Origin of the sequence: Micromonospora sp. NPDC002717, from assembly GCF_040295705.1 — a bacterium.
Lineage (GTDB): Bacteria > Actinomycetota > Actinomycetes > Mycobacteriales > Micromonosporaceae > Micromonospora.
The window spans coordinates 198894-223035 of record NZ_JBEOVW010000008.1 but is presented as its reverse complement, the minus strand read 5'-3'; the positions used below and the strand labels follow the sequence as shown (position 1 = coordinate 223035).

Sequence of the window (24142 nt, the reverse complement as noted above, 5' to 3'; positions counted from 1 at the left end):
GGGTCCCCTCAGGCGGCGGAACGCGCCGTGGCGGCGCGCAGCGCCGTGCCGAGGGCGTCGATGACGCGGTCCTGGTCGGCCTCGGTGAGGTCCGGGAACAGCGGCAGGGACAGCTGCTGCTCGTAGAACGACTCGGCCACCGGGCAGGATCCGCGCCGGTAGCCCAGGTCGGCGAAGGCCGGGTGCCAGTGCACGGGGATGTAGTTGACCTGCACCCCGATGCCGGCGGCGCGCATCCGGTCGTACACCTCGCGGCGGCGCCCGTCGAGCACCCGGATCGGGTAGAGGTGCCACGCCGGGGCGGCCCAGGACCGCCGGCCCGGGGTCAGCACGCCGGGCAGGTCGGCCAGCGCCTCGTCGTAGCGGGCGACCAGGCGGGCCCGGCGGGCCAGGAAGTCCCCCAGCCGGCGCAACTGGCTGCGGCCCAGCGCGCAGAGCACGTCGGGCAGCCGGTAGTTCAGCCCGAACTCGTGCACCTCCTGGTGCCAGCCGCCCTCGTCCGGCCAGCGCTGCTCGTCGCGTTCCCGGACCAGGCCGATGTTGCGGAACCGGCGCGCCCGCTTGAGCAGGTGCGGGTCGGTGGCGGCGACCGCGCCGCCCTCTGCGGTGGTGAGGTTCTTCGTCGGGAAGAACGAGAACGTGGTCAGGTCGGCCAGCGAGCCGACCGGCCGCCCCCGGTAGGTGGCGCCGATGGAGTGGGCGGCGTCGGCGAGCAGCAGCGCGTCCGTGCCGGCCGTCGCGGCGCGCAGCGCGTCGTAGTCGGCCGGGTGGCCGGCGTAGTCGACCGCGGACACCACCCGGGTCCGGCTGGTCGTCGCCGCGGCGACCGCCGCCGGGTCGAGGGTGAACGTCTCGTCCTCGACGTCGGCGAAGACGATCTTCGCGCCGAGGGCGACCGCGCTGCTGGCGGTCGCCACGAACGTCATGGGCGGCACGACCACCTCGTCGCCGGGGCCGACCCCGGCCGCCGCGTACGCCACGTGCAGCGCCGCGGTGCCGTTGGAGACCGCCGCGCAGCCGGCGCCGCCGGTCCACCCCGCCAGGTCGGCCTCGAACCCGTCGACCTGCGGGCCGGTGGTGAGCCAGTCGCTGCGCAGGGCGGCGACCACGGCGGCGACGTCGTCCTCGGTCACCGACTGCCGGCCGTACGGGAGCAGCCCCGTCATGCGGCGATGCCGAGCATGTCGCGCAGGTGCTCCACGCTGAGCCACTCGTCGTTGCTGTCCGACTGGTACGCGAACCCGTCCGGCACCGGCTCGCAGCCGACCGGCGGCTGGTAGCCCCAGGTGGCGATGGTCGGCTGCACGATGTAGCGGTCCTTCGCACGCAGGGTCCGGCGGCTGTCGTCCGGCGCGATCATCTCCTCGTGCAGCTTCTCGCCGGGGCGGATGCCGACCTCGTGCGTGGTGGCCTCCGGGGCGACCGCCTCGACCAGGTCGAGGATGCGCATGCTGGGAATCCGCGGGACGAACAGCTCGCCGCCCTGCATCTGGTCGAACGAGTCCATGACGAACTGGACCGCCTGGTCGAGGGTGATCCAGAACCGGGTCATCCGCTTGTCGGTGACCGGCAGGCTCTTGCCCTCGGCGGCCAGCCGGCGGAACAGCGGGACGACCGAACCCCGGCTGCCGACCACGTTGCCGTAGCGGACGACCGCGAACCGGGTCGGGTGCTGCGCGGCGTAGTGGTTCGCCGAGACGAACAGCTTGTCGCCGACCAGCTTCGTCGCGCCGTACAGGTTGATCGGGCTGGACGCCTTGTCGGTGGAGAGGGCGATGACCTTCTTCACGCCGGCCTCGATCGCCGCGTCCACGACGTGCTGGGAGCCGGTGATGTTGGTGGCGATGAACTCCGACGGGTTGTACTCGGCGGTGTCCACCTGCTTGAGCGCGGCGGCGTGCACCACGTGGTCCACCCCGTGCATCGCGCGGGTCAGCCGGTGCCGGTCCCGGACGTCACCGATGAACCAGCGCAGCCGCGGGTCGTCGCCGAGCTGCTGGCGCAGCTCGTACTGCTTGAGTTCGTCGCGGGAGAACACCACCACCCGGGCCGGGTCGGCCTCGGTGAGGACGTGCCGGAGGAACGTCTTCCCGAAGGAGCCGGTTCCGCCGGTGATCAGAATGGAAGACCCATTCAACTCGCTCAATTGGTGCTCCCGTGGTCGTGGTTGTTTCCGCGGCGACCTTGCCCGGTCGACCGGATCGAGACGCTAGACCCGGCGGGTTAACACCCCGACGCCCCTCGGTGAACGGTCGCCGCGTCTGGAGTGAATGCGGAACACCTTGCAGGCAAACACTTTTCGCCAGTTCAGGGCCAGGTTGAGGGGCCTTCGGCCTCGGCTACACTCGGCCCGCACGTCGAGGCGTGCGGACCAGTTACGGAGGAAATCGCGGTGGAACTTCAGCGACTGAGGGTCGTCTTCCGCGCGGCGTTGGAGCTTTCCGACGACGCCGTTGTGGACAATCTCGAATATCGCGGAATCGAGAAGTGGGATTCGCTCGCGCACATGTCGTTGGTGGCCGCCATCGAGGACGAGTTCGGCGTCATGCTGGACACCGACGAAGTGATCGACCTCAGTTCCTTCGACCGCGCGCGGCAGATCCTGGAGAAGCACGGTGTCGTCCTCACCGACTGACACCGGCACGGCCGCCGCGTCCGGACCGGGCACCGGCCGGGACGCGCCCGCCCGCCGGGTCCTGGTCACCGGGTCGACCCGGGGGATCGGCCGCGCCGTCGCCCGGCGGCTAGCCGCGCAGGGCTGCGCGGTCGCGGTGCACGGCCGGCTGCCCGGCTCCGCCGACGAGGTGGCCGCCGAACTGCCCGGCGGACCGCACCTCGCGGTGCACGGCGACGTGGCGGAGCCCGACCAGATCCGGGCGGCGATGCGCACCGTATTCGCCCGGTGGCGGGGGCTGGACGCGCTGGTCGTCAACGCCGGGGTGCACGAGGCGGGGCTGCTGGGCTCGGTGCCGGACGAGACGGTGACCCGGCTGTTCGCGGTCAACGCGGCCGGTGCCGCGCACACGCTGCAACAGGGGTCGCGCCTGTTGCGCCGGGGCGACCGGCCGGCGGTGGTGCTCACCGCCTCGCTGGTCGGCTCGGCCGGAGCGGCCGGCCAGGCCGTCTACGCGGCCAGCAAGGCCGCCGTCGAGGGGCTCACCCGGGCCGCCGCGAAGGAACTCGGTCCGGCCGGGATCCGGGTGAACGCGGTCGCGCCGGGCTTCATCCGTACCGACCTGCTGGCCGACCTCGACGAGCCGGGCCGTCGGGCCCGCGTGGACGCCACGCCGTTGCGCCGGCTCGGCGAGCCGGAGGAGGTGGCCGAGGTGGTCGCGTTCCTGCTCTCCCCGGCCGCCGCCTTCGTCACCGGCCAGGTGCTCGGCGTGGACGGCGGGCTGACCCTGTGACCGGCCTGCCGCACCCCGACGCGGCCGGTCTGCCGCACCCCGACGCCCGGCTGGTGGACGCGGCGACCGGCCGGCAGGTCGGGGGCGCCGAACTCGCCGCCCGGGTCGCCGACCTCGCCGCGCTGCTCGACCGGGAACCACCGGGCGTGGTGTTCGCCGCCGCCCCCGCCGAGATCGACGCGGTGCTGCGGATCCTCGCGGCCTGGCAGGCCGGCCGCGCGGTCGCGCTGCTCGACCCGCAGATCGCGCCGGGCGCGCTGCGCGAGCTGGTCGACCGGTTCCGCCCCGCCGTGCTGCTCACCGGCCCGGAGCCGGTCGACGGCTACGAGGCGGGCCCGGTCGGCCTCGGCCCGGCCTGGCGGCGCACCGGGCCCGCCGGACCCGCGCCCCACCCCGACCTGGCACTGCTGCTGACCACCTCCGGCTCGACCGGCAACCCGAAGCTCGTGCGGCTCTCCGGCGCGGCGGTGCGGGCCAACGCGGCGGCCATCGCCACCGCGCTCGGCATCGACGGCGACGAGGTGGCCCCCACCACCCTGCCGCTGCACTACACGTACGGGCTGTCGGTGCTCACCAGCCACCTGCACGCCGGCGCCACCGTGCTGCTGGAGCGCTCCGGCCTCACCTCCCGCGAGTTCTGGACCGCCGTCGACCGGCACCGGGTCACCTCCCTGGCCGCCGTGCCCTACCAGTACGAGATGCTGCGCCGGCTGCGCTTCGCGCCCGCCCGGCACGAACGGCTGCGGACGCTCACCCAGGCCGGCGGCCGGCTGCACCCCGAGCTGGTGGCGGACTTCCACGGCCGGGTGGCCGAGGTGGCCGGCCGCCTCTTCGTCATGTACGGGCAGACCGAGGCGACCGCCCGGATGACGGTGCTGCCGCCCGACCGGCTACCGGAGAAGCTCGGCTCGGTGGGGCTGCCGGTGCCCGGCGGGGCGCTGTCGGTCCGCGCCGACGACGGCACGGAGACGACCGCACCCGACCGGACCGGCGAGATCGTCTACCGGGGACCCAACGTGATGATGGGCTACGCCGAGACGGCGGCCGACCTGGCCCGCCCCGACGAGCTGGGCGGCGTGCTCGCCACCGGCGACCTGGGCCGGCTCGACGCCGACGGGTTCCTGCACGTCACCGGCCGGATCAAGCGGATCGCCAAGGTGTTCGGGGTCCGGGTCAACCTCGACGACGTGGAACGGTCCCTCGGCCACCACGGTCCGGTCGCCGCGATCGCGGGCGCGGACCGGCTGGTGGTGGTGGCCGAGGGCGCCGACGCCGACCGGCTCGCCCGGATCCGCGCCGAGGTGGCGGAGGCGCTGGGCACCCACTCGTCCGGCGTCCAGGTGCGTGGCGTGGACGCCCTCCCACTGACCCCGACGGGCAAGCCCGACTACCGCGCGCTGGAGGCACAGTGCTGACCGACGTGTTCACGCTCACCCAGCCCGAGAAGGAACACCGGCTCCGCGACGAACTGGTCGGGCTCCTGGCCCACCACCGGCGCCACTGCCCGCCGTACGCGCGGATCCTGGACGCCCTGGGCGGCGCGGACGGCGACGTCGAGACGCTGGCCGACCTGCCCTGGCTGCCGGTGCGGCTGTTCAAGACCCGCAAGCTGGCCAGCGTGCCGGACGACGAGGTGATCCGGGTGCTCACCTCCAGCGGCACCACCGGCGAGGTCAGCCGGATCCACCTGGACCGGGAGGCGGCGGCCACCCAGTCCCGGATGCTGGCCCGCACGCTGGGCGCCGTGCTCGGCCCGCGCCGGCTGCCGATGGTGGTGGTGGACCGGGCCGGCGTGGTCGGCGACCGGCGCTCCTACTCGGCGCGCGGCGCCGGGGCGCTCGGCATGGTCAACTTCGGCCGCGACCACCTGTGGCTGCTCGACGCCGACGACCGGCCGGACGCCGCGGCGCTCAAGGACTTCCTGGCCCGGCACGGGGACGCGCCGTTCCTGGTCTTCGGCTTCACCTTCATGGTCTGGCGCTACCTCTACGAGGTGGCCCGCGACCACGGACTCGACCTGTCGAACGGGATCCTGGTGCACTCCGGCGGCTGGAAGAAGCTCGCCGACCAGGCGGTGGACAACGCCGAGTTCCGCCGCCGGCTCGGCGCGGACACCGGCCTGGAGCGGATCCACAACTTCTACGGGATGGTCGAGCAGATCGGCACGGTCTTCCTGGAGGGGCCCGACGGCGGCTCCCTCTACTGCCCGGACTTCGCCGACGTCATCGTCCGCGACCCGGTCACCTGGCGGGAGGCGCCGATCGGCACGCCCGGCGTGATCGAGGTGCTCAGCACCCTGCCCACCTCCTACCCGGGCAACGTGCTGCTCACCGAGGACCTCGGGGTGGTGCACGGCGTCGACGACGGGCACTGGCCGGGCAAGCGGTTCAGCGTGCTGGGCCGGCTGCCGCGCGCCGAGGCCCGGGGTTGCAGCGACACCTACGTCGGAGGTCAGGCATGACGGTACGGATGAGGTTCCCCGCCGGGCCGGAGGTGCCGGTGGACGACCTCCTGCCCCCGGCCGCCGACCCGCCGCTGACCGTCGGCGACGAGCGGATCGTGGGCTTCCTGACCTCGGTCTCCCGGCGGCTGCTGGCCCCGGCGCTGGCCCGCCGCCATCCGGAGCTGGGCTCGCTCGGGTTCTTCCTGCGCCGCCGGGAGTTGCTGCGCGGCGTGGAGCGGCTGCACGCCGGGCTCGACGACGGCGTGCTCGCCTTCCCCCGCGGCGTGGTGTTCCACATCCCGCCCGCCAACGTGGACACCATCTTCGTCTACTCCTGGGCGCTGTCCGCGCTGGCCGGCAACACCAACGTCGTCCGGGTGTCGCCCCGCTCGGCGGCGGCGGCCGACGCGATCCTGGACGTGCTCAACGACAGCCTCGACGCCGCCGACCCGGTCGTGGGCCGCACGCAGCGCATGGTCACGTACGGCCACGACGACGCGGTGACCGGCCGGCTCAGCGCCGGCTGCGACGTCCGGGTCATCTGGGGCGGCGACCGGGCGGTGACCGCCGTGCGCCGGCACCCGCTGGCCCCCGCGGCGCGGGACCTCACCTTCCCCGACCGCTCGTCGTTCGCGGTGCTGTCGGTGGCCGGCTGGGAGGCCACCCCGCTCGCCGCCCGGCGGGACGCCGTGGCGCGGTTCGCCAACGACGCCTACTGGTTCGACCAGGCGGCCTGCGCGTCGCCCCGGGCGGTCTTCCTGGTCGGCGACGCCCGCCGCGCCGACGCCGTCCGGGCCGAGTTCGTGGCGCTGCTCGGCGTGGCCGTACGGGAGCGGGGCTGGGACGTGGACGCGGCGATGGCCGTCGAGAAGCGGGTCGGCGCGTACGGGCTGGCCGCCGACGGGGGAGTGGCCCGGATGGTGTTCCACGACAACCTCGTCGCCACCCTGGAGCTGGACGGGCCGGCGGCGGCGCCCCGGGAGTGGCTCGGCGCGGGGACGTTCGGCTTCGTCACCCTGGGAGAACTGGCGGAGCTGGCGCCGTTCGTGCGCCGGCGGGACCAGACGCTGACCCACTTCGGGTTCACCCGGTCCGAGCTGGTCGACTTCGCCCGGCGGCTCGGCGGCCGGGGCATCGACCGGATCGTGCCGTTCGGCGCGGCGCTGACCTTCGCGCCGGTCTGGGACGGCCACGACCTGCTCCGCGAGTTCGTCCGGCTGGTCACGGTCGCCGACTGATCCCGTACCCCCGGCGCCCCGCCCGGGCGGTCGCACGAGGAAGCCGGCGCCCGTCCGGGCGGTCGCACGAGGAGGGGGCCCGGTCCGTGCGGACCGGGCCCCCTTCGCGGTGCGGGTGGCCTCAGACGAGGTCCCAGCTCAGCGGCGTCCCCTTCGGCACGTCGCGGGTGAAGGCGCGGCCGAGGACCCGGTCGAGGTCGGCCGGGGGGAGCCCGCCGGCCGGCCGGATGGAGCGCACGACCGCCGCGGTGACCGGGTCGCCGGCCCGGACGTCCTCGACCACCCAGAGGGACCGGCGGAACCGCAGCCCCTCCCGCTCGGTCGGGGTGGGCCCGATCGCGGTGCCGCCCAGCGCCGCCCACGCCCGTTCCGACTCGACGGTGAGGGCGGTCAGCTCCGCCGGCTCCAGCGAGAAGTCCGAGTCGACGCCCCCGTCGGCGCGGCGCAGCGTCACGTGCTTCTCGATCAGGCAGGCACCGAACGCCACCGAGGCGACCGGGACGCCGATGCCCGGCGTGTGGTCGGACAGGCCCACCGGCAGGCCGAACGTGTCGGCCAGCACGGGCAGCCGGCGCAGGTTGCTGTCCTGCGGCGGCGCCGGGTAGGACGCCGTGCAGGCGAGCAGCACGATGCCGCCGGCGCCGCCCTCCCGGGCTGCGCGGACGGCCGCGTCGATCTCGCCGACGGTGGCCATCCCGGTGGAGATGACCAGCGGTTTGCCGGTGGCCGCGACGAGCCGGATCAGCGGCACGTCCACCAGCTCCGACGACGCGATCTTGTACGCGGGCGCGTCCAGCTCCTCCAGCAGCTCCACCGCCGTCGCGTCGAAGGGCGAGGAGAACACCGTCAGACCGTGCCGGCGGGCCCGCTCGAAGATCGGCGCGTGCCACTCGTACGGGGTGTGGGCGCGCTCGAAGAGCTGCCAGAGGCGCTCGCCGCCCCACAGGTCGTGCCCGTCGGAGAGGCGGAACGCGGGGGCGTCCACGTCGATGGTGATGGTGTCCGGCCGGTACGTCTGGAGCTTGAGCGCGTGCGCCCCGCTGGCCGCCACCGCGTCGACGATGGCGAGCGCCCGGTCCAGGCTGCCGTTGTGGTTGCCGGACATCTCCGCGACCACGAGGGGCCGCTCGCCGGGGCCGGCCTCGTGCGGGCCGATCTTGACTGTCGCCGTCATCTTCCTCTGCTCTTCTCCGTCCACACCACCTGGTGCGGCGTGCCGTCGATGTCCCGCTCGTAGCGCCGGACCTCGCGAAATCCGAAGCGCCGGTGCAGGGCCAGCACCGGCTTGTTGGCGGCCAGCGTCTCGCCGCCCAGCGTCTCCGCCCCGAGGGTGTCGAAGGCGTACGCGATGGCGGCCCGCTCCAGCGACAGCCACGCCGGCAGCAACTGCCCCCGGGCGTCCAGGCCGTCGATGTCGAGGTAGAAGCCCCAGGTGAGGGCCCGCTCCGGTGAGGTCACCCCGGAGAACGTGACGATGCCGGACGGCACCTCGTCGTGCAGGTGCACCAGCACCCGCCGGTCCGGGTCGACCCGGACCCTCGCCCACCAGGCGGTGTGCTCGACCAGGCCGATCTCGTGGCTGGTCAGGCTCACCGCCCGCACCTGCGGGTGGTTGCGCCAGAGAAGCATCCGGTGCAGGTCGCCGTTGTCTGCCGGCCGCAGCGGCCCGGCCACCGGAGGCTCGGTCGTCGGAAGCCCGGTCGTCGGAAGCCCGGTCATCGGCGGCTCGCCATCGCGGTGGTCTGGTCCGCCGCCGTCCCGGTCGCGGGTCGCCCGGTCTCCGTGGCCTGCCCGGCCTCCGTGGCCTGCCCCGCCTGGCCGGCCTCGGGCGAGGGGAGGGCCGGCGGGACGGGCCGGCCCCGCACCCGGCCCGCCGCCCGGTGGGCCCGGCGCAGCGCCGCGTACGCGAGGTAGCTGTTCCGCCCGACCAGGCGGTGCTTGAGCCCCGCGACGCCGGCGGGGCGGGAGTAGCCCGCGTCGGGCAGGTAGCGGCGGTAGTGCTCGGCGACCCGGCGGAAGAACGCGCGGCGCAGCCGCGGGTGCAGCCGGCCGTCGTTGCCCGCCACCACCAGGTAGTGGCTGATCATCAGGGTGAACAGCTCGGCCCGCAGCCGGTCGTCCGGGGCGTGCCGGTCCAGCCAGTCGAAGAGCCGCTCGTACTGGTCGAAGGCGTCGAAGTGCCGGCGGCTGCGGGTGGAGGTGATCGCGCCGAGCCGGCCCTGCCGGTAGAGGTAGCAGACCCGGTCCAGCACGGAGATCCGCTCCGCGCCGATCAGCAGCGGGTGGCTGAACGGGATGTCCTCGTACCAGCCGGGGAAGAAGCGCAGCTCCAGCTCGGCCATGAACCCGCGGCGGACCACCTTGTTCCAGGCGGTGTGCTGCACCCTCAGCAGTTGCGGCCGGTCGGCGAGGCGGACCACGCCCGGCACCCCGCGCAGCAGGTGGCTGCTCGCGTCGACCTCCCGCCGGCCGCCCTCGTGCACCCGCAGGTGGTCCAGCATCAGCACGTCGGGCCGGTCCCGGCGCAACCGGTCCAGCACCACCGGGATCGTGCCCGGCGGCAGCCAGTCGTCGCTGTCGACGAACCAGACGTACGCGCCGGTGGCCACGTCGAGACCGGCGTTGCGGGCCAGCCCGAGGCCGACGTTGTCGGTCAGGTGGACGGTACGGATGTCGACCCGCCCGGCCGCGTACGACCGCAGCATCTCCCCGCAGCGGTCCGGGGAGGCGTCGTCCACCGCGATCAGCTCCACCGCGCCCGCCTCGCCGGCCGGGATGTCGGCGCGGATCGACTCGAGGCACTGGTACAGGTACGGCTCGACGCCGTACACGGGCACGACGATGCTCAGCAGCGGTGCTTGCGTCGGCTCAATGACCACGCCGACACCATCGACCGCGCGGATGGACGGCCCCGGAACCTCACGTTGCCGGCGAAGGTGGAGTCCCTGAACAGCCGCCCAGCACGGGGTTAACGGTTCAGGATGCGCCTCACCGGGCCGCCCACCACCCGCTTGACCCGGGTGCGCAGGCGCTGCTCCCGCAGCGTCTCCGCGTCCTGGTGCAGCTCCGCGTTGCGGTCCCGCAGCCACTGGATCCGCTCCAGCAGCACGTCCGGCGCGGTCGCGCTGGCCGGCCGCACGGCCGGCGGGAACGTGGTGGCCCGCACCCGCGCGTCGAACCGGGCGGCGCTGTCGCCGTCGGCGAAGGCATTGCCCAGGTCGTGCTTGGCGAGGAAGGCGAGCATGGTCTCGTAGCGTGCCTTGTGGCCGTCGTTGAGCGCCGTGTAGTCCGCCTCGTCGTAGAGCTGGGCGGCGTCGACGTCGGCCGGCACCTCCTTCATCACCCGGTGCGGGATGTCGAAGTACCGGGCCAGCTCCAGGGTGCGCGAGTCGTGCGCGAAGAGGTAGCCGGGCGTGCCGGCGACCAGCGCGGTGATGGTGCCGTGGATCCGGGTGCCGAAGGCGAACTCGAACCCGGAGAGGTAGTCCATCCAGGTCCAGGGGTCGACGAACATCCGCACCTTGTCCTCGGTGAACAGCGGGTGCGAGGTGTGGATCGGGATCGCGCTGGACTTGCCCCGGTCGTCGGGGGCGTCGCCGTAGAGCAGGGTGCCGAGCGTCTTGAGGTCCTGCGGCAGGTAGCGCAGGTTCGGGTACCGCTCGTGGTGCCGGGCGATGATCTTCGCCATCGACTTCACGTACGGCGAGACGGTGAGCGCGAGCCGGTCGTCGGGCGCCAGCGCCGCCTTCCGCTTCTCCACCCGCAGGCTGTCGCCGTGCAGGAACATCGACGGGCAGCCGATCACGTCGACGGCGGAGAAGCCCAGCGTGCGCAGGTAGCCCTCGGTGATCTCACCCCGTACGCCGATGCTGTGCGAGCGGTCGAGCACGGCCCGGACGAAGCGGGTGACGGCGTCGTCGATCGGGCGCAGGTACTCCCGGTCGCCCTTGACGTCGGTCTGCACGCCCACCCCGAGCACCACCACGGGGATCTTCAGCCGCTCGACGAGCTTCGTCATGAGTTCGATGCGGTGGGCGTAGCTGCGCCGGAAGGCGTTGGCGAGCGGGATGACGTAGACGTCGTACCGCTCGTTGATCATGTCGGCGTCGCGCGGGTTGACCTTGAACTCGGTCGGGGTGATCTCGGTGGTGCTGGTCTGCAGCAGCTTGTGCGCGGCGTGGCTGAAGACGAGGTTGCCGTTGTTCTCGCCGATCCAGTTCCCCTCGAAGGCCTCCTCGGGGGAGTAGACGTCGAACGGGCCCTTCTTCGCCCGCATCAGGATCCGCTGGTGCATCCGTCCCCGCCTCTCGTCACCTCCGGGTCACGGAATATTAGGCCACCGGCCGGCCCCGGCACAGACGCGCGTCACTCCGCCACGCGGAGGGACGGAACCGTCACGCGGTGGACGGGGACGCCGGGGGACATCCGGGGCGGCGGGTAGGGTGCCCGGCGGCGGCGCCGACCGGAGGCCGCCGCGGGCCGTCCTGCGCCGCCCGCCGACGGCCGAGGAGGAGACGTACGTGCTGGTGACCCTGCGGACCGCCGGGCCACCGGCATGACGGGGGCCGCGACCGTCGCGCCGGAGGCCCGGCCCGCGCCCCCGGCCGGTCGGCTGCCCTCGCTGACCGGGCTGCGCTGGGTGGCGGCCCTGCTCGTCTTCGGCTTCCACGCCGGCACGATGGGAATCATCGCCGAGCCTGACCACCGGGCAGTGGTGAACTGGGTCTTCACCCTGGGCCTCTCCGGCGTGCAGTTCTTCTTCATCCTCAGCGGTTTCGTGCTGGTCTGGTCGGCCCGGCCGACGGACTCCCGCCGGGCGTTCTGGCGTCGCCGGATCGCCAAGATCTGGCCCAGCCACGTGGCGCTGTGGGCGCTCGCCCTGCTGGTCGCGGCCTGGTTCGCCGACCCGGTGGACCGCGTCGTCGCGGTGGAGAACCTCTTCCTGCTCCAGGCGTGGGACCCCCGGCCGGGCGCGTTCTACAGCATCAACACGGTCAGTTGGTCGCTGTCCTGCGAGTTCTTCTTCTACCTCTGCCTGCCGCTGGCGCTGCCGCTGCTCCGCCGGGCCCGGCCGTGGGCACTGTGGACCGTGGTCGTCGCGGTGCCGCTGCTGATCCTGGCGCTCTGGCCGGCCCAGGCCCTGGTGCCCGAGGAGAGCCGTTGGTGGTTCACCCAGATCTTCCCGCCCGTCCGGTCCCTGGAGTTCTGGATGGGCGTGGCCGCCGCCGAGCTGATGCGGCGCGGCCGGTGGCGGGGGCCGGGCCTGCCGGTGGCGAGCCTGGTCTTCGTGGCCACCTGGGTGGTCGCCGCGCAGTGGGTACGCGCCGAGCTGTGGGCGGCGTTGCTCTCGGTGGCGTACATCCTGGTCATCACCGCGGCGGCGGACGCGGACGTGCGCGGGCGGCGGTCGCCGTGGCGGTCCCGGCCGATGGTATGGCTCGGCGAGGTCTCCTTCGCCTTCTACCTGGTGCACGTGCTGGTGATGGTGACCGTGCTCCGGCTCACCGGCGACTGGGGCGTCGGGTACCGCGGCTGGTGGGGGCTGGCCGCGGTGCTCGGTTTCCTGCTGGTCAACCTGGCCCTCGCCGGAGCGTTGCACCGCTTCGTCGAGACGCCGATGATGCGGCTGCTCGGCCCGCGCCGCCCGGCCCGGCCGACGCCGCCGGTCGAGGGTGTGGCCGACGCGCGGCAGCGACCGCCGGCCGTGCCGGGGGCGCGGGGGCGCGTCGTGCCGCGCCCCCGGCACGCCGAGCCGGAGGCGGACCACCGACCGGCGTACGTCGAGTCCCCTGCGACCGCCGGCCGGCCGCGCCCCCGGGCGTAGGACGCCCGCGTCCATCGGCCCAGGTCGACCACCTGGGCGGCCGGACCACCCGTCCACCCTGGTCCGGGGTGGACGGCCGGACGCGCCGAGCACCGGGCCGGAGGGCCGCCGAGACCGCCGCACCCGGGACACGCCCGGCGGCGATGCGGACCGGCGGCATCGGCGGTAGCGTGGTCGCGTGCTTGCCGTCGCGCTCACCTGTCCCCTGTGGTGGGTGGCGCGGTGGGCCGCGCGGCTGCTGACCGGCCTCGCCGTCGCGGTCGCGTTCGCCGTCGGCGCCGGGGCCCTTCCCGCCGTCTCGGCCCAGGCCGGAGTGCCGTCGACCGACACCTGGGCGCCCCCGGCTCACACCTGGGCGCCCCCGGCCCCGGCGCTCCCCGTCACGCTGGCACCCGCCGACCCGCCCGTGGTCGTCGCCGACCACCGCGTCGTCGCCGCCGACCGGGCCGCCACCGGCCCCGGCCACCCCGCCGCTCCGGCCGACCCGGGCGCAGCCGCCGGGGCCGTCACCGTCGGCCCGGTCCCCGCGCCGGCCGGGCACACCCCGGGGACGGTCGGCCCCCGGGGCCCGCCGCACGTGTGATCCGCACCGCCCCGCGGGGCACGCGCCCCGCGACCGCACCCGCCGCAACGGCGTAGGAAGGGCACCTTCCGCTGTCGCAGGCGTTGGCAAAGGCGCCCGTCATCCGCCCTCCACCACCCGCACCCGTCCCGGCGGCGGGACGTGGCACCGCCGCGCCCCGCCATCCGGGCGCCGGGTGCGCCCCGCTGCCGCACTCGCTCCCCGTGAGGTGCCGACCATGGAGACCGTCGTCTACCAGTTCCTGATCGAGGTGCCGCGGGCCGTCGCCATCTGGTCCGCCCTGCTCCTGCTGGCCCTGACCGTGCTCGCCGTGCTGGTCGCCCGCCCCGAGCGGGTCCGTCCCGACGGCGAGCCGGTCGCCCCGCCCGCGGTCGACCCCGAGGCGGAGGCGGCCGACCTGCGCCGCTACGCCGAGGAGGTGGCCGTCGCGGCGGGCCGGGCCGCCCGCACCGCCCGGCGGCGGCGGGCCGACTGGCTCGCCGCGCAGGAGGAGGCCGGCCGGGCCTGGCGGGCGTACGACGAGGCGGAGACCGCCGCCCGCCGCTTCACCGGGGCCGCCGCCCTGCCCGCCCCGCGCACCCCGCGCACCCCCGCCGAGTACGCCGCCCGCGAGCGCTGGCTGCACCAGGCGGCGGTGGCGGCCCACTGGCGCGGCGACCTCTCCACCCGCCAACTCCGCGAGGTGTTCGGCCGCCGGGCCGGCTGGGATCCCCGCCGACACCCGGTCGAGCAGGAGATCGCGCTGGCCCGGGCGGTACGCGCCGCGAGGCGGGCCGACCACCGGGCCGCCGCCGAGCGGGAACGGTTGGCGTGGCGGGACGCCGACCTGGCCGCCGAGGCGGCGCGGGCGCTGGCCGGGGAGGCGTACGCGGCGGCGGTCCGGCTCCGGCCGGGCCGGCTCCCGGCGGCCCGGCCGGTGTCCGCCGGGCGTCGGCCCGCGCTCGCCGCGCGCTGGCGGCCCGCGCGGGTGGGCTGAACCGCCGGGGCAATTTCGTGACGCCGGTCATAGCGGTGCCGAACCGGTCATCCGGCGCGGCCCGGCCGATTCCCGCCGACGATTCCGCGCCGATGTCCGTCGCTCGTCCGGTTGTCGACGCAAGGTGCGTCGGGAAACGGTCGTCCCATTGAGTCACGTCAGTGCCGAACTGACCGCAAAAAAAGTCCCTCGATCAAGGTTTAAGCAGGTGGGAGCGGGTTGGCAGGGTGCGGGCCGACCAGTAGTGTCGGCCCGTCCGGTGCGGTACCCGATCGCAAGAGGCGACGCCGCGCCGACCCGCCTAATCGTGAACAGGCGAGCCGGGGACCCAGTGCAACATCGGGGTGAATCCGCGGGCCACGGCCCACGGTAGGGCGTTCTTCCCGCCCGAATCCGTCAGCTAACCCGGTCGGCGGCGTCGGAAGGAGTTCCATCCCCGTGCAGCACCCACCCGCCCCTCGGTCGTTCCGGCGCCTCCACGGCGCCGCGGTGCCCGCGCTCGCCCGACCGCACGCCGCGAGCTGACCCACCGGTCACCGCCCGTCGCCCGGCATCCCGGGCGCATCCCCTGAGTGGTCCACCACCGCCGGACGCCGTCCGCGCGGTCGGTCCCCCCTGCGCGGACCGGCGGCCGCTCACCCCCCGAGCCCGTGGAGGAAACCGTGAAGCACCACCTCAAGCGACAGCTCCGTCGCCTCACGTCCGAGCGTCCGTACCAGGTGGCCGCCGCGTCGGCCGCGGCGCTCGTGCTCGCGTCGGGCACCGGCGCGCTGCTGGCCGGCACCGACGAGGCACCCGCCGCCGCACAGGCCCCGGTGGCCGTGAGCGAGCTGCGGGACGGCACCGTCGCCTCGCGCGGCGACGCCCGCGTCGCGGCGGCCCCGTCGACCGGCGCCCCGGCCGCGTCCAGCGCCGCTCCGTCGGCCAGCGCCACCAGCGCCGCCCCGAACCCGGACCTGACCCGCAAGCCGGAGCCGCCGAAGCCGCCGAAGGCGAAGTCCCTGGACTACGACTACCAGGCCCAGACCACCTTCTACAACTGCGGTCCGGCCGCCGTCCGGCACGCCCTCAGCGCCGCCGGCATCGCGCGCAGCCAGGACGCCCTCGGTGCCCAGCTGGGCACCGACGAGATGGGCACCGACTCGGCCGAGGACACCACCCGGGTGCTGAACGCGACGGTGAAGGGTGACCCGTACCGGACCCGGATGATCCCGGGCGGTGCCGCGACCCCGGCGCAGATGGACCAGCTCCAGGCCGACGTCGTCGCCGCCATCACGGACGGGCGGGGCGTCGTGGTGAACGTCGCCGGCAGCGCCACGGACACCGACGGCGGCTGGCACTCGTTCCCCGGCGGCCACTACATCGCCGTCGTGGGCTACCAGGACGAGGGCCGGCTGGTGAAGATCGCCGACTCGGCGAACCCGGCGACCGCGTCGTACTGGATGTCCACCATCGCCCTGGCGAACTGGGCCGCCACCCGCGGCTACTCCGCCTGAGAAAGACACCCGTCGGGCGTCGGCTCCCCACCCCGGGAGCCGGCGCCCGATGTCGTCTCCGGGTCACGGCCCTCGCCGGGGCGTACGGCGGGTGGCACACTGCGGCCTATGGTCGATGAATCGGGTGACCGGGACGGCCGGCGCGTCCTGCTGCTGCTGCACGGCATGGGCGCGACCGGGGACGTGTGGCTGCCCTGGGCGCCGCTGCTGGAGCGCCGGTGGGCGGGGCGGTGGCTGGCGCCGGACCTCGCCGGCCACGGCTGGTCGCCGCCGCTGCCGGCGTACTCGTTCGCCGGGCTGGCCGACCGGATCGCCGCGGGGCTCGCGGCGGGGGACCGGCTCGTCGTGCTGGGGCACTCCCTCGGCGGCGTGGTCGGGCTGGCGCTGGCCGCCCGCCGCGCCGGGCTGCCGGTCGACGCCGTGGTCGGGCTCGGCATCAAGGCCGTCTGGTCCCCGGCCGAGCTGGCGAAGGCCGGGGAGTTGGCCGCCCGACCGGTGACCTGGTTCGCCAGCCGGGACGAGGCGGCCCGCCGGTACCTGCGGGTGGCCGGCCTGACCGGGCTCCTCGCGCCGGACCACCCCGTGGTCGAGGCCGGGCTGCGGCAGGTCGACGGCCGCTGGCGGCTGGCGATGGACCCCGCCGCGTTCGGGGTGGGGGAGCCGGACCTGCCGACCCTGCTGGCGGCGACGGACGTGCCGGTGCTGCTGGCCCGCGGCGAGCACGACCCGATGGTCACCGACGCCCAGCTCAAGGAGCTGGGCGTGCCGGTCGCCACCCTGCCCGGCCTGGGCCACAACGCCCACGTCGAGGCCCCCGAGGCCGTCCTGGAGCTGGTCGACCCGTACCGCTGACCCGCGAGGCGGCGGCCGGTCAGGCGGTGGCGGACAGGGTCGCCCCGTCCGGCTCGACCGGCAGGCCGGGCCCGCCGACGGCGCGCGGCGTCGGCGGGTTCCAGTCCGCGTCGAGCTGCCGCCGCGCGGCGTCCAGGAACGCCTCGGCGTACGACTCGGCCGGGAAGTCGCCCAGGTAGCGGCTCCGGGTGGCCCAGCGGGCGGTGGCGAGCGGGTCGGTGTCGAGCAGCGCGGCCAGCACCTCGTCCACGTTGGACATGTCGCGGCGCAGCACGTAGCCCGAGCCGGCCAGCGGGAACCGCTCGGCGAACCGGTCGCCCTCGTCGCCCATGTCCGTGACCGCGTACGGCTTGCCGGAGTAGAGGTAGTCGGAGATCACCCCGGACACGTCGGAGACGAGCGCGTCCGAACGGTTCACGCACTCCGTCAGGGTCAGCTCGCGGGTGGCGGCGGCGCCGAAGACGTGCTGCCGGCCGGTACGGGCCCGGTCGGCGGCCAGCAGCTCGGTGAGCCGGCCCAGCTGCCGCGCCGAGGCCGGGTTCTGCGAGGTGTACGGGTGGGCCCGCAGGATCACCGTCGCGCCCCGGTCGAGCAGCCGGCGCAGCAGCGTCTCGGCCACCGGCAGCGAGCAGTAGTTGGCGTCCGCGTGGTGGCCCGTCCAGGTCGGCGTGTAGAGCACCGTGGGGTTCGGCAGGCCGCGCACCGGCTCCGGGCGGACCTCGATCGACTCGACCTGCGGCCGGCCGACCACCACGAACTTCTCCGCCGGGATGTCCACGCCCGCGCGGGCGTACCGGTCGACGGCGGCCTGACCGGCGACGAAGATCCGGTCGAAGATGGCCGAGACCGGGTTGGCGCTGGGGGCCTTGTCGCTGTCGCCGTGGTGCAGCTGGACGTGGGTGAGCTGGGTGAAGCGGATGCAGTGGCTGTTCTTCGCGCCGTGGTTGACGTAGAACGCCACCCGCAGGCTCGGCACCAGCGCCTCGTCCATCGCCTTCGTCGTCGGGCAGTAGACCACCGGCGCGGTGGTGGCCGCCGCGACGGTGGACAGGAACTCCGGCTCCCGCACCATGACCAGGAACGGCCGGCCGATCCGCTCCAGGTACGGCAGCCACATGGTGACCTGGTATTCCGAGCCGGGCGGGGCGGAGAAGTGGAGCAGGAACTCGGGCTGGTGCCGGCGCAGCGCGCGGGAGACCGCCGACCCGCCGGCCCCCGGCCGGAACCGCCGCCGGGCCAGGTCCAGCCCGACGGCCCCGGCGCCGGCGGCGACCAGCGCGACGGCGGCCAGCGCCACACCGGCCGGCAGGGTCGCCGCGGCGGCCGCCGCCACCACGGCGAGCAGCCCCAGCAGGGCGTCGCCGAGGCGCGCGGCGACCAGGGGCGTCCAGGTGCGCACCGGCAGGTTCGCGGCGCGCACCTCCAGGCCGCCGGCGTCCCGCAGCGGCCCGACGAGCAGCACCAGCCCCAGCAGGACCAGCGCCGTCGCGGCCAGCGCGGGGTCGAAACCGGCGTCGAGGCGCCGGGCGTACCCGACCAGGACCGCCGCCGCGACCAGCGCGGTCTCGGCGACGCTGTCGGCGCCCGGGCGGACCCGCCGTTCCCAGGCGGCCGCCGCGAGGGCGGCCACCGCCAGCCCCAGCCCCCAGCCGGTCGCGCCGGTCAGCGCGACGACGAGGAACGCCAGCACCGCCAGGCCGGTGGCCAGGGCGCGGGCGATCAGCTTCCGGACCAGGTCACCACGCATGTCGGCTCCGTTCCCCGCCGTGGCCCGAGACCCGCGTCAGCCGGCGCTGGCCGGGCTTGCGGCCCGCTCGGCCTGCCCCGGCACCGGCTGGGCCGGCACCTCGCCCGGCGTGCGGCGCACGTCGATGACCTGGCCGGTCAGCTCCGAGATCAGCACGTCCAGCGAGGCCTGGGCGACGGTCTCGGCGGCGAGCAGGGTGTGCTCCGGCTCCTCGCCGAACGCCTTCGTGCGCATGGGGGTCGCGGTGCGTTCGGGGTTGATGCAGTTGACCCGTACGCCGAACTCGGCCCACTCGTCGGAGAGCGCCTGGGTGAGGTTGACCAGGGCCGCCTTGGTGGAGGAGTAGAGGGCGTACTGGGCGCGGCCCCGGGTGTAGGAGCTGGACGTGTAGAGCAGCAGCTGGCCCTTGGTCTGCTGGAGGTAGGGCAGCGACTGGCGGGCGGCGATGACCGGCCCGACGAAGTTGACCTGGAGCACCCGGTCCATGGTCTCCTCGTCCATCTCGACGAGGGCGCCCTTCTCCAGGATGCCGGCGGTGACCACCACGTGGTCGATCCGGCCCGTGGCCTCGAAGGCGGTCTTCAGCGCCGCCTCGACGTCCGCGGCGCGCTCCACGTGGGTGCCGGTGCTGGAGCGGCTGAACGGGAAGACCTGCGCGCCGTAGCGGCGGGCCAGCTCGGCCAGGTCGTGGCCGATGCCGTAGCTGCCGCCGAAGATGACGATGGTCCGGCCGGTCAGCTCCTCGGTGTAGCTGCGGTGGTCGGTGACCCGGGGGGCCTGCGCGGCGGCGAGCTGGAACAGCTTGTCCGCGAGGTGCACGTCGACCGGGTGGGTGACCTTGATGTTCTCGTCGGAGCCGTCGATGACCTTGATCGGCGTGCCCGGCAGGTAGCGCAGCACCACGCCGCAGTCGTCGGTGGCGGCGAAGTGGGCGTCGCCCTCGGCGATCCGGTACGCCTCGCGGATCGTGCCCGAGCGGAACGCCTGCGGGGTCTGGCCGCGGCGCAGCGACGAGCGCACCGGGATGTCGGTGATGCAGTCGTCCTCGTCGACCTGGATGATCGTGTCGGCCGACGGGATGGCCACGTCGACCGCGGCGTACGTCCAGAGCGCGTTCACGCACTCCCGGACGATCCGGCCGCTGACCAGGGGCCGCACCGCGTCGTGGAAGAGGATGTTGCAGTCGCCCTCGCCGACCGCGTCCAGCGCGATCCGGGTGGTGGCGTTACGGGTGTCGCCGCCCTCGATGACCTTGGTGACCTTGCGGAAGCCGGCCTTGTCGACGATCTGCTGGGCCTCGGCGACGTGGCCGGTGGCCATCAGCACGATGATCTCGTCGATCTCGGGGGCGGCCTCGAAGACCGCCAGGGTGTGCTCGATGATCGGCTTGCCGGCGATCTTCAGCAGCTGCTTCGGGATGCCGAGACCCAGCCGCGTCCCGGTGCCGCCGGCCAGCACCACCGCCACTGTCCGCGAGGGCCGCCAAGGCGCCGGGGTCTCCGGTGCGGCGTCCGGGCCAGTGGTGTGGTCCTGCGTCATTGCCGAATCCTCACTCTCAGGGGTGCGTGAACAGACGGTTCCGCCCGCGCGGCGACCGGATGAACCTTAACGCGCCGACCGCGCCGCCCCAACGGGACGACGCGGTCCGGCGGCATCTCCGTCGATGCCGTCCGGCGCGCTACTTGCCGTTGGCGAACGCCTCGTACGCCCGCAGGACCTCGTCGGTCGGGCCGTCCATGCGCAGGACGCCCGATTCCAGCCAGATCGTCCGCTCGCAGGTGTCCCTGATCGAGGAGAGCTGGTGGCTGACGAGGAACACCGTGCCGGCGCTCTCCCGCAGCTCCCGCACCCGCTGCTCGCTGCGCTTGCGGAAGCCCTTGTCGCCGGTGGCGAGCGCCTCGTCGATGAGCAGCACGTCGTGCTTCTTGGCCGCGGCGATGGAGAAGCGCAGCCGGGCCGCCATGCCGGAGGAGTAGGTGCGCATCGGCAGCGAGGCGAAGTCGCCCCGCTGGTTGATCCCGGAGAACTCGATGATCTCCGGGGTCTGCCGCTGCACCTCCGCCGGCGGCATCCCCATGGCCAGGCAGCCCAGCACCACGTTGCGCTCGCCGGAGAGGTCGTTGAGCAGGGCCGCGTTCACGCCGAGCAGCGAGGGCTGCCCCTGGGTGTAGACCGCGCCGCGGTTGACCGGCAGCAGGCCGGCGATCGCCCGCAGCATGGTCGACTTGCCCGAGCCGTTGCTGCCGATCAGCCCGATCGCCTCGCCCCGGTACGCGGTGAAGCTGACCCCCTTGACCGCGTGCACCTCCCGGATGTTCGGCGCCGAGGTGCGGCTGACCATCCGCTTGAGCGCGCCGACCGGCCCGCCGCCCCCGCCGCCGCCCTTGTGCACCCGGTAGATCACGTGCGCGTCGTCGACCACCACGGTCGGCACCCGGTCCTGGACCCGGGGCAGCGTCACCGTTACGTCGTTGGACGACTCGAACTGCTCAACCACGGCCGTACTCCTGTTCGCCCCGCCAGAAGTAGATGAAACCCCCGACGCCCATCACGATCGCCCAGCCCGCCGCGGCCAGCCAGAGCTGGAGCACGGAGGAGCTGAGCAGCGGCGCCTGCTCCAGCAGCGCGACGCGGGCCAGCTCGATGTAGACCAACGCCGGGTTGAACTCGACCAGCTTGCTGGCCCAGGCGGGCAACTGCTCGTCGAAGAGCGTCACGCTGTAGAGCACGCCGGAGCCGTACATCCAGGTGCGCAGGACGAAGGGCATGACCTGCTTGAGGTCGGCCAGCTTCGCGCCCATCCGGGCCACGGTCATGGTGAGACCGGCGTTGAAGACCGCCTGGAGGATGATCGCCGGGACCAGCAGCAGCCAGGCGAAGGTGATCGGCTCGCCGGTCACCAGCACGATGGCGACGAGCACCACCATCGAACCGAGGAGCTGCTGGAACTGGGTGACCGTGACGGCCAGCGGCAGGCAGGCCCGGGGGAAGTGCAGCGCCCGGATCAGGCCCAGGTTGCCGGTGATCGACTGGGTGCCGTTCTGCACGGCGGTCTGGGTGAAGTTGAAGATGAACAGACCGGTGCAGAGGTAGGCGATGAAGTTCGGGATGCTGTCCTGCTTCAGCACCACGCCGAAGATCAGGTAGTAGACCGCCGCGTTGGTCAGCGGGGTGAGCACCTGCCACAGCTGCCCGAGCCGGGCGTTGCTGAACGACGCGACGAGCTTCGCGTTGGCGTACGCGGCGATGAAGTGCCGGTAGCGCCAGAGCCGCCGGGCGTACTCGCCCAGGGGCGGCCGCTCGCCGGCGACCCGGAGCCCGTGGCGGGCGGCCAGCTGCGCCTGGGTGAGGCCGGAGTCGGGGTCGGCCAGCGCGGTGTTGGCCATGGGATGGGCGCTCCGATCTTTCGTGACGACGGATGAGGCGCGACGATGGAACCAAGCGGGGAGCGCCGCCTCGCCGCTGCGTGGACAGTAGTCCGAAACACGTCGGGACGCAACCGTACCGTCGTTGCGCTACATTGTTCCTCGTGACAGCCGAGACGAGCTCCAGGTGACGACCGGGAAGAGGCGGGCGCCGGCCGGCGCGGCGGTGCTGCGGGACGACATCACCACGGCGATCCGCCGCGCGCTGATGCAGGAGCTCGCCGCGGTCGGCTACGGCCGGCTCTCCATCGAGGCGGTGGCCCGTCGGGCCGGGGTGAGCAAGACCGCGATCTACCGGCGCTGGAGCTCCAAGCTCGAACTGGTGCTGGAGATCGTCGCCGCGGCGGCCACCGGCAAGCTGCCGGCGCTGGACACCGGCACCCTGCGCGGCGACCTCCAACTGCTCTTCCAGGTCGTGGCGCACGCGCTGCGGCACCCGCTGGCCTCGCAGATCATCCCCGACCTGCTCGCCGAGGCGGCCCGCAACCCGACCATCGACCAGACCCTCCAGCAGCTGCTGCGGGCGCGGCAGCAGGAGATCGGCGGCCGGCTGATCGGCCGCGCCGTGCAGCGCGGCGAGCTGCCGCCCGACACCGACCCCGAGGCGGCCGTCGACCTGATCGTCGGCCCGCTCTACTGGCGGCTGGCGATCGCGCGGACCCCGCTCACCGACGCGTACCTGGACACGCTGGTCGAGGCGGTGGCCACCGGGCTCGGCGCCGGCGCCGGCGTGCCCCGGCCCCGCGCGGCGGCCACCGACGCCACGCCCGCCTGACCGGCCACCCCGCGCCCGCCCCGGCGCGCGTCCTGGACCGGTGCCGCCCGTTCTGTGCGGGCCCGGGGCTCGCCGCCCCGAACCCTCCGGGCCGGAGGTCGCCGTCCGACCCGGCGCGCATCCAGGACCGGTGCCGCCCGCCCTGGTGCCGTCGGGTCAGCGCGGCGCGTCGACCGGCAGCCGGGAGACGATGTGCCGGGCGATCTCCAGCGAGCTGGTCGCGGCGGGGGAGGGCGCGTTCAGCACGTGCACCTGCCGGTCCGCCTCGACGATGAGGAAGTCGTCCACCAGCCCGCCGTCGGGCAGGATCGCCTGGGCGCGGACGCCGGCGCCGGCCCGGACGATGTCCGCCGGGGTCAGCTCCGGCACCAGCCGGGCCAGGCTCGCCGCGAACCGCTTCTTCGACAGCGACCGGGCCACCTCGGTCAGCCCGTAGCGGTAGTGCCGGCGGCCCAGTGCCCACAGGCCCCGGTAGGTCAGCTCGTCCCAGATGTCGCGCGGGCTGATCCGGCCCCAGGAGTAGCCCTCGCGGGCGGTCGCCAGCACGGCGTTCGGGCCGGCGTGCACGCTGCCGTCGATCATCTTGGTCAGGTGCACCCCGAGGAACGGGAACTGCGGGTCCGGCACCGGGTAGATCAGCCCCCGCACCAGGCCCTGGCGCTGCGGCACCAACTCGTAGTACTCGCCCCGGAACGGCACGATCCGCACCGGCGTGGGCACCCCGGCCAGCCGGGAGATGCGGTCGGCGTGCAGACCGGCGCAGTTGACCAGGACGTCCGCGACGACCTCGCCCCTGGTGGTGCTGACCACCACGCCCTCGGGTCGGGTGGCCACGCCGGTGACCTCGGTCTCGGTGCGCAGCTCCGCCCCGCCCGCCGCGAGTAGCTCGGCGAGCTTGCGGCAGACCGCCCCGAAGTCGACGATGCCGGTCGAGGCGACGTGCAGCGCGGCGACGGCCGCGACGTGCGGCTCGTACTCGGCCGCCTCGGCGGCCTCGATCAGCCGCACCGGCAGGCCGTTGGCCGTGGCCCGCTCGTGCAGGGCGTGCAGCCGGGGCAGCTCCTCCGGGTCGGTGGCGACGATCAGCTTGCCGCAGATGTCGTACGCGAGCCCGTGCCGCTCACAGAACTCGACCATCGACGCGCTGCCGGCCTTGCACATGGTGGCCTTCAGGCTGCCCGGCTTGTAGTAGACGCCGGCGTGGATGACGCCCGAGTTGTGCCCCGTCTGGTGGGCCGCCCAGCCGGCCTCCTTCTCCAGCACGGTGACTTGGTCCCCGGGCCGGTCGGTCATCAGCCGGTGTGCCACGGCGAGCCCGACGATGCCGCCACCCACCACCACGAACCTGGTCATCTCATCTCCCCTGCCGACGCCGC

General features: G+C 74.3%; 22 protein-coding genes and 1 riboswitch. Of the genes, 11 read left to right on the top strand and 11 right to left on the bottom strand.

Annotated elements, in window-relative coordinates; all coding sequences use genetic code 11:
• Positions 1-8 precede the first annotated feature (8 nt).
• Complete coding sequence (locus ABT006_RS14845; protein WP_350706547.1) at positions 9-1166, bottom strand: DegT/DnrJ/EryC1/StrS family aminotransferase; 1158 nt, start codon at positions 1164-1166, stop codon at positions 9-11.
• Positions 1163-2146: a UDP-N-acetylglucosamine 4,6-dehydratase (inverting) gene (pseB, locus tag ABT006_RS14840; RefSeq protein WP_350706545.1), complete on the bottom strand. Its 984-nt coding sequence runs from the start codon at positions 2144-2146 to the stop codon at positions 1163-1165. The genes ABT006_RS14845 and pseB overlap by 4 nt, the downstream gene beginning before the upstream one ends.
• 246 nt (positions 2147-2392) lie before the next feature.
• On the opposite strand from pseB, the gene ABT006_RS14835 reads away from it, so the two are divergent.
• From ABT006_RS14835 to ABT006_RS14815, 5 genes are read left to right on the top strand one after another with little or no spacing between them, the layout of a single operon-like run.
• Positions 2393-2635, top strand: a complete 243-nt coding sequence (locus ABT006_RS14835) for an acyl carrier protein (RefSeq protein WP_350706543.1) — start codon at positions 2393-2395, stop codon at positions 2633-2635.
• On the top strand, positions 2616-3407 hold the full coding sequence (locus tag ABT006_RS14830; RefSeq protein ID WP_502890954.1) for an SDR family NAD(P)-dependent oxidoreductase: 792 nt from the start codon (positions 2616-2618) through the stop codon (positions 3405-3407). Before ABT006_RS14835 ends, ABT006_RS14830 begins: the two co-directional genes overlap by 20 nt.
• A gap of 5 nt (positions 3408-3412) precedes the next feature.
• Complete coding sequence (locus ABT006_RS14825) at positions 3413-4822, top strand: AMP-binding protein (RefSeq protein WP_350706695.1); 1410 nt, start codon at positions 3413-3415, stop codon at positions 4820-4822.
• Positions 4816-5868 (top strand): LuxE/PaaK family acyltransferase, encoded by a 1053-nt coding sequence (locus ABT006_RS14820; protein WP_350706541.1) that lies wholly within the window; start codon positions 4816-4818, stop codon positions 5866-5868. The genes ABT006_RS14825 and ABT006_RS14820 overlap by 7 nt, the downstream gene beginning before the upstream one ends.
• Entirely contained in the window at positions 5865-7088 is a 1224-nt protein-coding gene (locus ABT006_RS14815; RefSeq protein ID WP_350706539.1) for an acyl-CoA reductase, read from the top strand. Before ABT006_RS14820 ends, ABT006_RS14815 begins: the two co-directional genes overlap by 4 nt.
• 121 nt (positions 7089-7209) lie before the next feature.
• Here ABT006_RS14815 and pseI read toward each other — a convergent pair whose 3' ends face one another.
• From pseI to ABT006_RS14795, 4 genes are all read right to left on the bottom strand, one after another.
• Entirely contained in the window at positions 7210-8262 is a 1053-nt protein-coding gene (gene pseI / locus ABT006_RS14810; protein WP_350706537.1) for a pseudaminic acid synthase, read from the bottom strand.
• Positions 8259-8762, bottom strand: a complete 504-nt coding sequence (locus tag ABT006_RS14805; RefSeq protein WP_350706693.1) for a GNAT family N-acetyltransferase — start codon at positions 8760-8762, stop codon at positions 8259-8261. Before ABT006_RS14805 ends, pseI begins: the two co-directional genes overlap by 4 nt.
• Positions 8763-8803: 41 nt before the next feature.
• Complete coding sequence (locus tag ABT006_RS14800; protein ID WP_350706536.1) at positions 8804-9967, bottom strand: glycosyltransferase family 2 protein; 1164 nt, start codon at positions 9965-9967, stop codon at positions 8804-8806.
• Between the two features lie 89 nt (positions 9968-10056).
• Positions 10057-11382, bottom strand: a complete 1326-nt coding sequence (locus tag ABT006_RS14795) for a polysaccharide pyruvyl transferase family protein (protein WP_350706534.1) — start codon at positions 11380-11382, stop codon at positions 10057-10059.
• A 261-nt stretch (positions 11383-11643) separates the two neighbouring features.
• Between ABT006_RS14795 and ABT006_RS14790 the strand changes: the two genes are divergently transcribed.
• From ABT006_RS14790 to ABT006_RS14770, 5 genes are all read left to right on the top strand, one after another.
• Positions 11644-12912, top strand: coding sequence for an acyltransferase family protein (locus ABT006_RS14790; protein ID WP_350706532.1), 1269 nt, complete (start codon positions 11644-11646; stop codon positions 12910-12912).
• Between the two features lie 178 nt (positions 12913-13090).
• Positions 13091-13495 (top strand): hypothetical protein, encoded by a 405-nt coding sequence (locus tag ABT006_RS14785; RefSeq protein WP_350706530.1) that lies wholly within the window; start codon positions 13091-13093, stop codon positions 13493-13495.
• Positions 13496-13712: 217 nt separating this feature from the next.
• Entirely contained in the window at positions 13713-14471 is a 759-nt protein-coding gene (locus ABT006_RS14780; RefSeq protein WP_350706528.1) for a hypothetical protein, read from the top strand.
• A 288-nt stretch (positions 14472-14759) separates the two neighbouring features.
• Positions 14760-14901, top strand: a riboswitch (cyclic di-AMP (ydaO/yuaA leader).
• A gap of 220 nt (positions 14902-15121) precedes the next feature.
• On the top strand, positions 15122-15967 hold the full coding sequence (locus ABT006_RS14775; RefSeq protein ID WP_350706526.1) for a C39 family peptidase: 846 nt from the start codon (positions 15122-15124) through the stop codon (positions 15965-15967).
• Positions 15968-16075: 108 nt separating this feature from the next.
• Positions 16076-16819, top strand: coding sequence for an alpha/beta fold hydrolase (locus tag ABT006_RS14770; RefSeq protein WP_350706525.1), 744 nt, complete (start codon positions 16076-16078; stop codon positions 16817-16819).
• A gap of 19 nt (positions 16820-16838) precedes the next feature.
• Here ABT006_RS14770 and ABT006_RS14765 read toward each other — a convergent pair whose 3' ends face one another.
• From ABT006_RS14765 to ABT006_RS14750, 4 genes are all read right to left on the bottom strand, one after another.
• A complete protein-coding gene (locus ABT006_RS14765; RefSeq protein ID WP_350706523.1) occupies positions 16839-18566 on the bottom strand; it encodes a CDP-glycerol glycerophosphotransferase family protein in 1728 nt (575 codons plus the stop codon).
• Positions 18567-18602: 36 nt separating this feature from the next.
• On the bottom strand, positions 18603-20105 hold the full coding sequence (locus ABT006_RS14760) for a D-ribitol-5-phosphate cytidylyltransferase (RefSeq protein ID WP_350706521.1): 1503 nt from the start codon (positions 20103-20105) through the stop codon (positions 18603-18605).
• 139 nt (positions 20106-20244) lie between these two features.
• Entirely contained in the window at positions 20245-21063 is an 819-nt protein-coding gene (locus tag ABT006_RS14755; protein ID WP_350706519.1) for an ABC transporter ATP-binding protein, read from the bottom strand.
• Positions 21056-21952 carry an ABC transporter permease gene (locus ABT006_RS14750; protein ID WP_350706517.1) on the bottom strand — a complete coding sequence of 299 codons (897 nt, stop codon included), beginning with the start codon at positions 21950-21952 and terminating at the stop codon, positions 21056-21058. The genes ABT006_RS14755 and ABT006_RS14750 overlap by 8 nt, the downstream gene beginning before the upstream one ends.
• Positions 21953-22157: 205 nt before the next feature.
• Between ABT006_RS14750 and ABT006_RS14745 the strand changes: the two genes are divergently transcribed.
• The gene (locus tag ABT006_RS14745) at positions 22158-22766 is read left to right on the top strand and encodes a TetR/AcrR family transcriptional regulator (protein ID WP_466023279.1); all 609 of its coding nucleotides are present in this window, start codon (positions 22158-22160) and stop codon (positions 22764-22766) included.
• A gap of 156 nt (positions 22767-22922) precedes the next feature.
• On the opposite strand, the gene lhgD is transcribed toward ABT006_RS14745, so the two are convergent.
• Positions 22923-24119, bottom strand: coding sequence for an L-2-hydroxyglutarate dehydrogenase (lhgD, locus tag ABT006_RS14740; RefSeq protein ID WP_350706515.1), 1197 nt, complete (start codon positions 24117-24119; stop codon positions 22923-22925).
• Between the last annotated feature and the right edge of the window lie 23 nt (positions 24120-24142).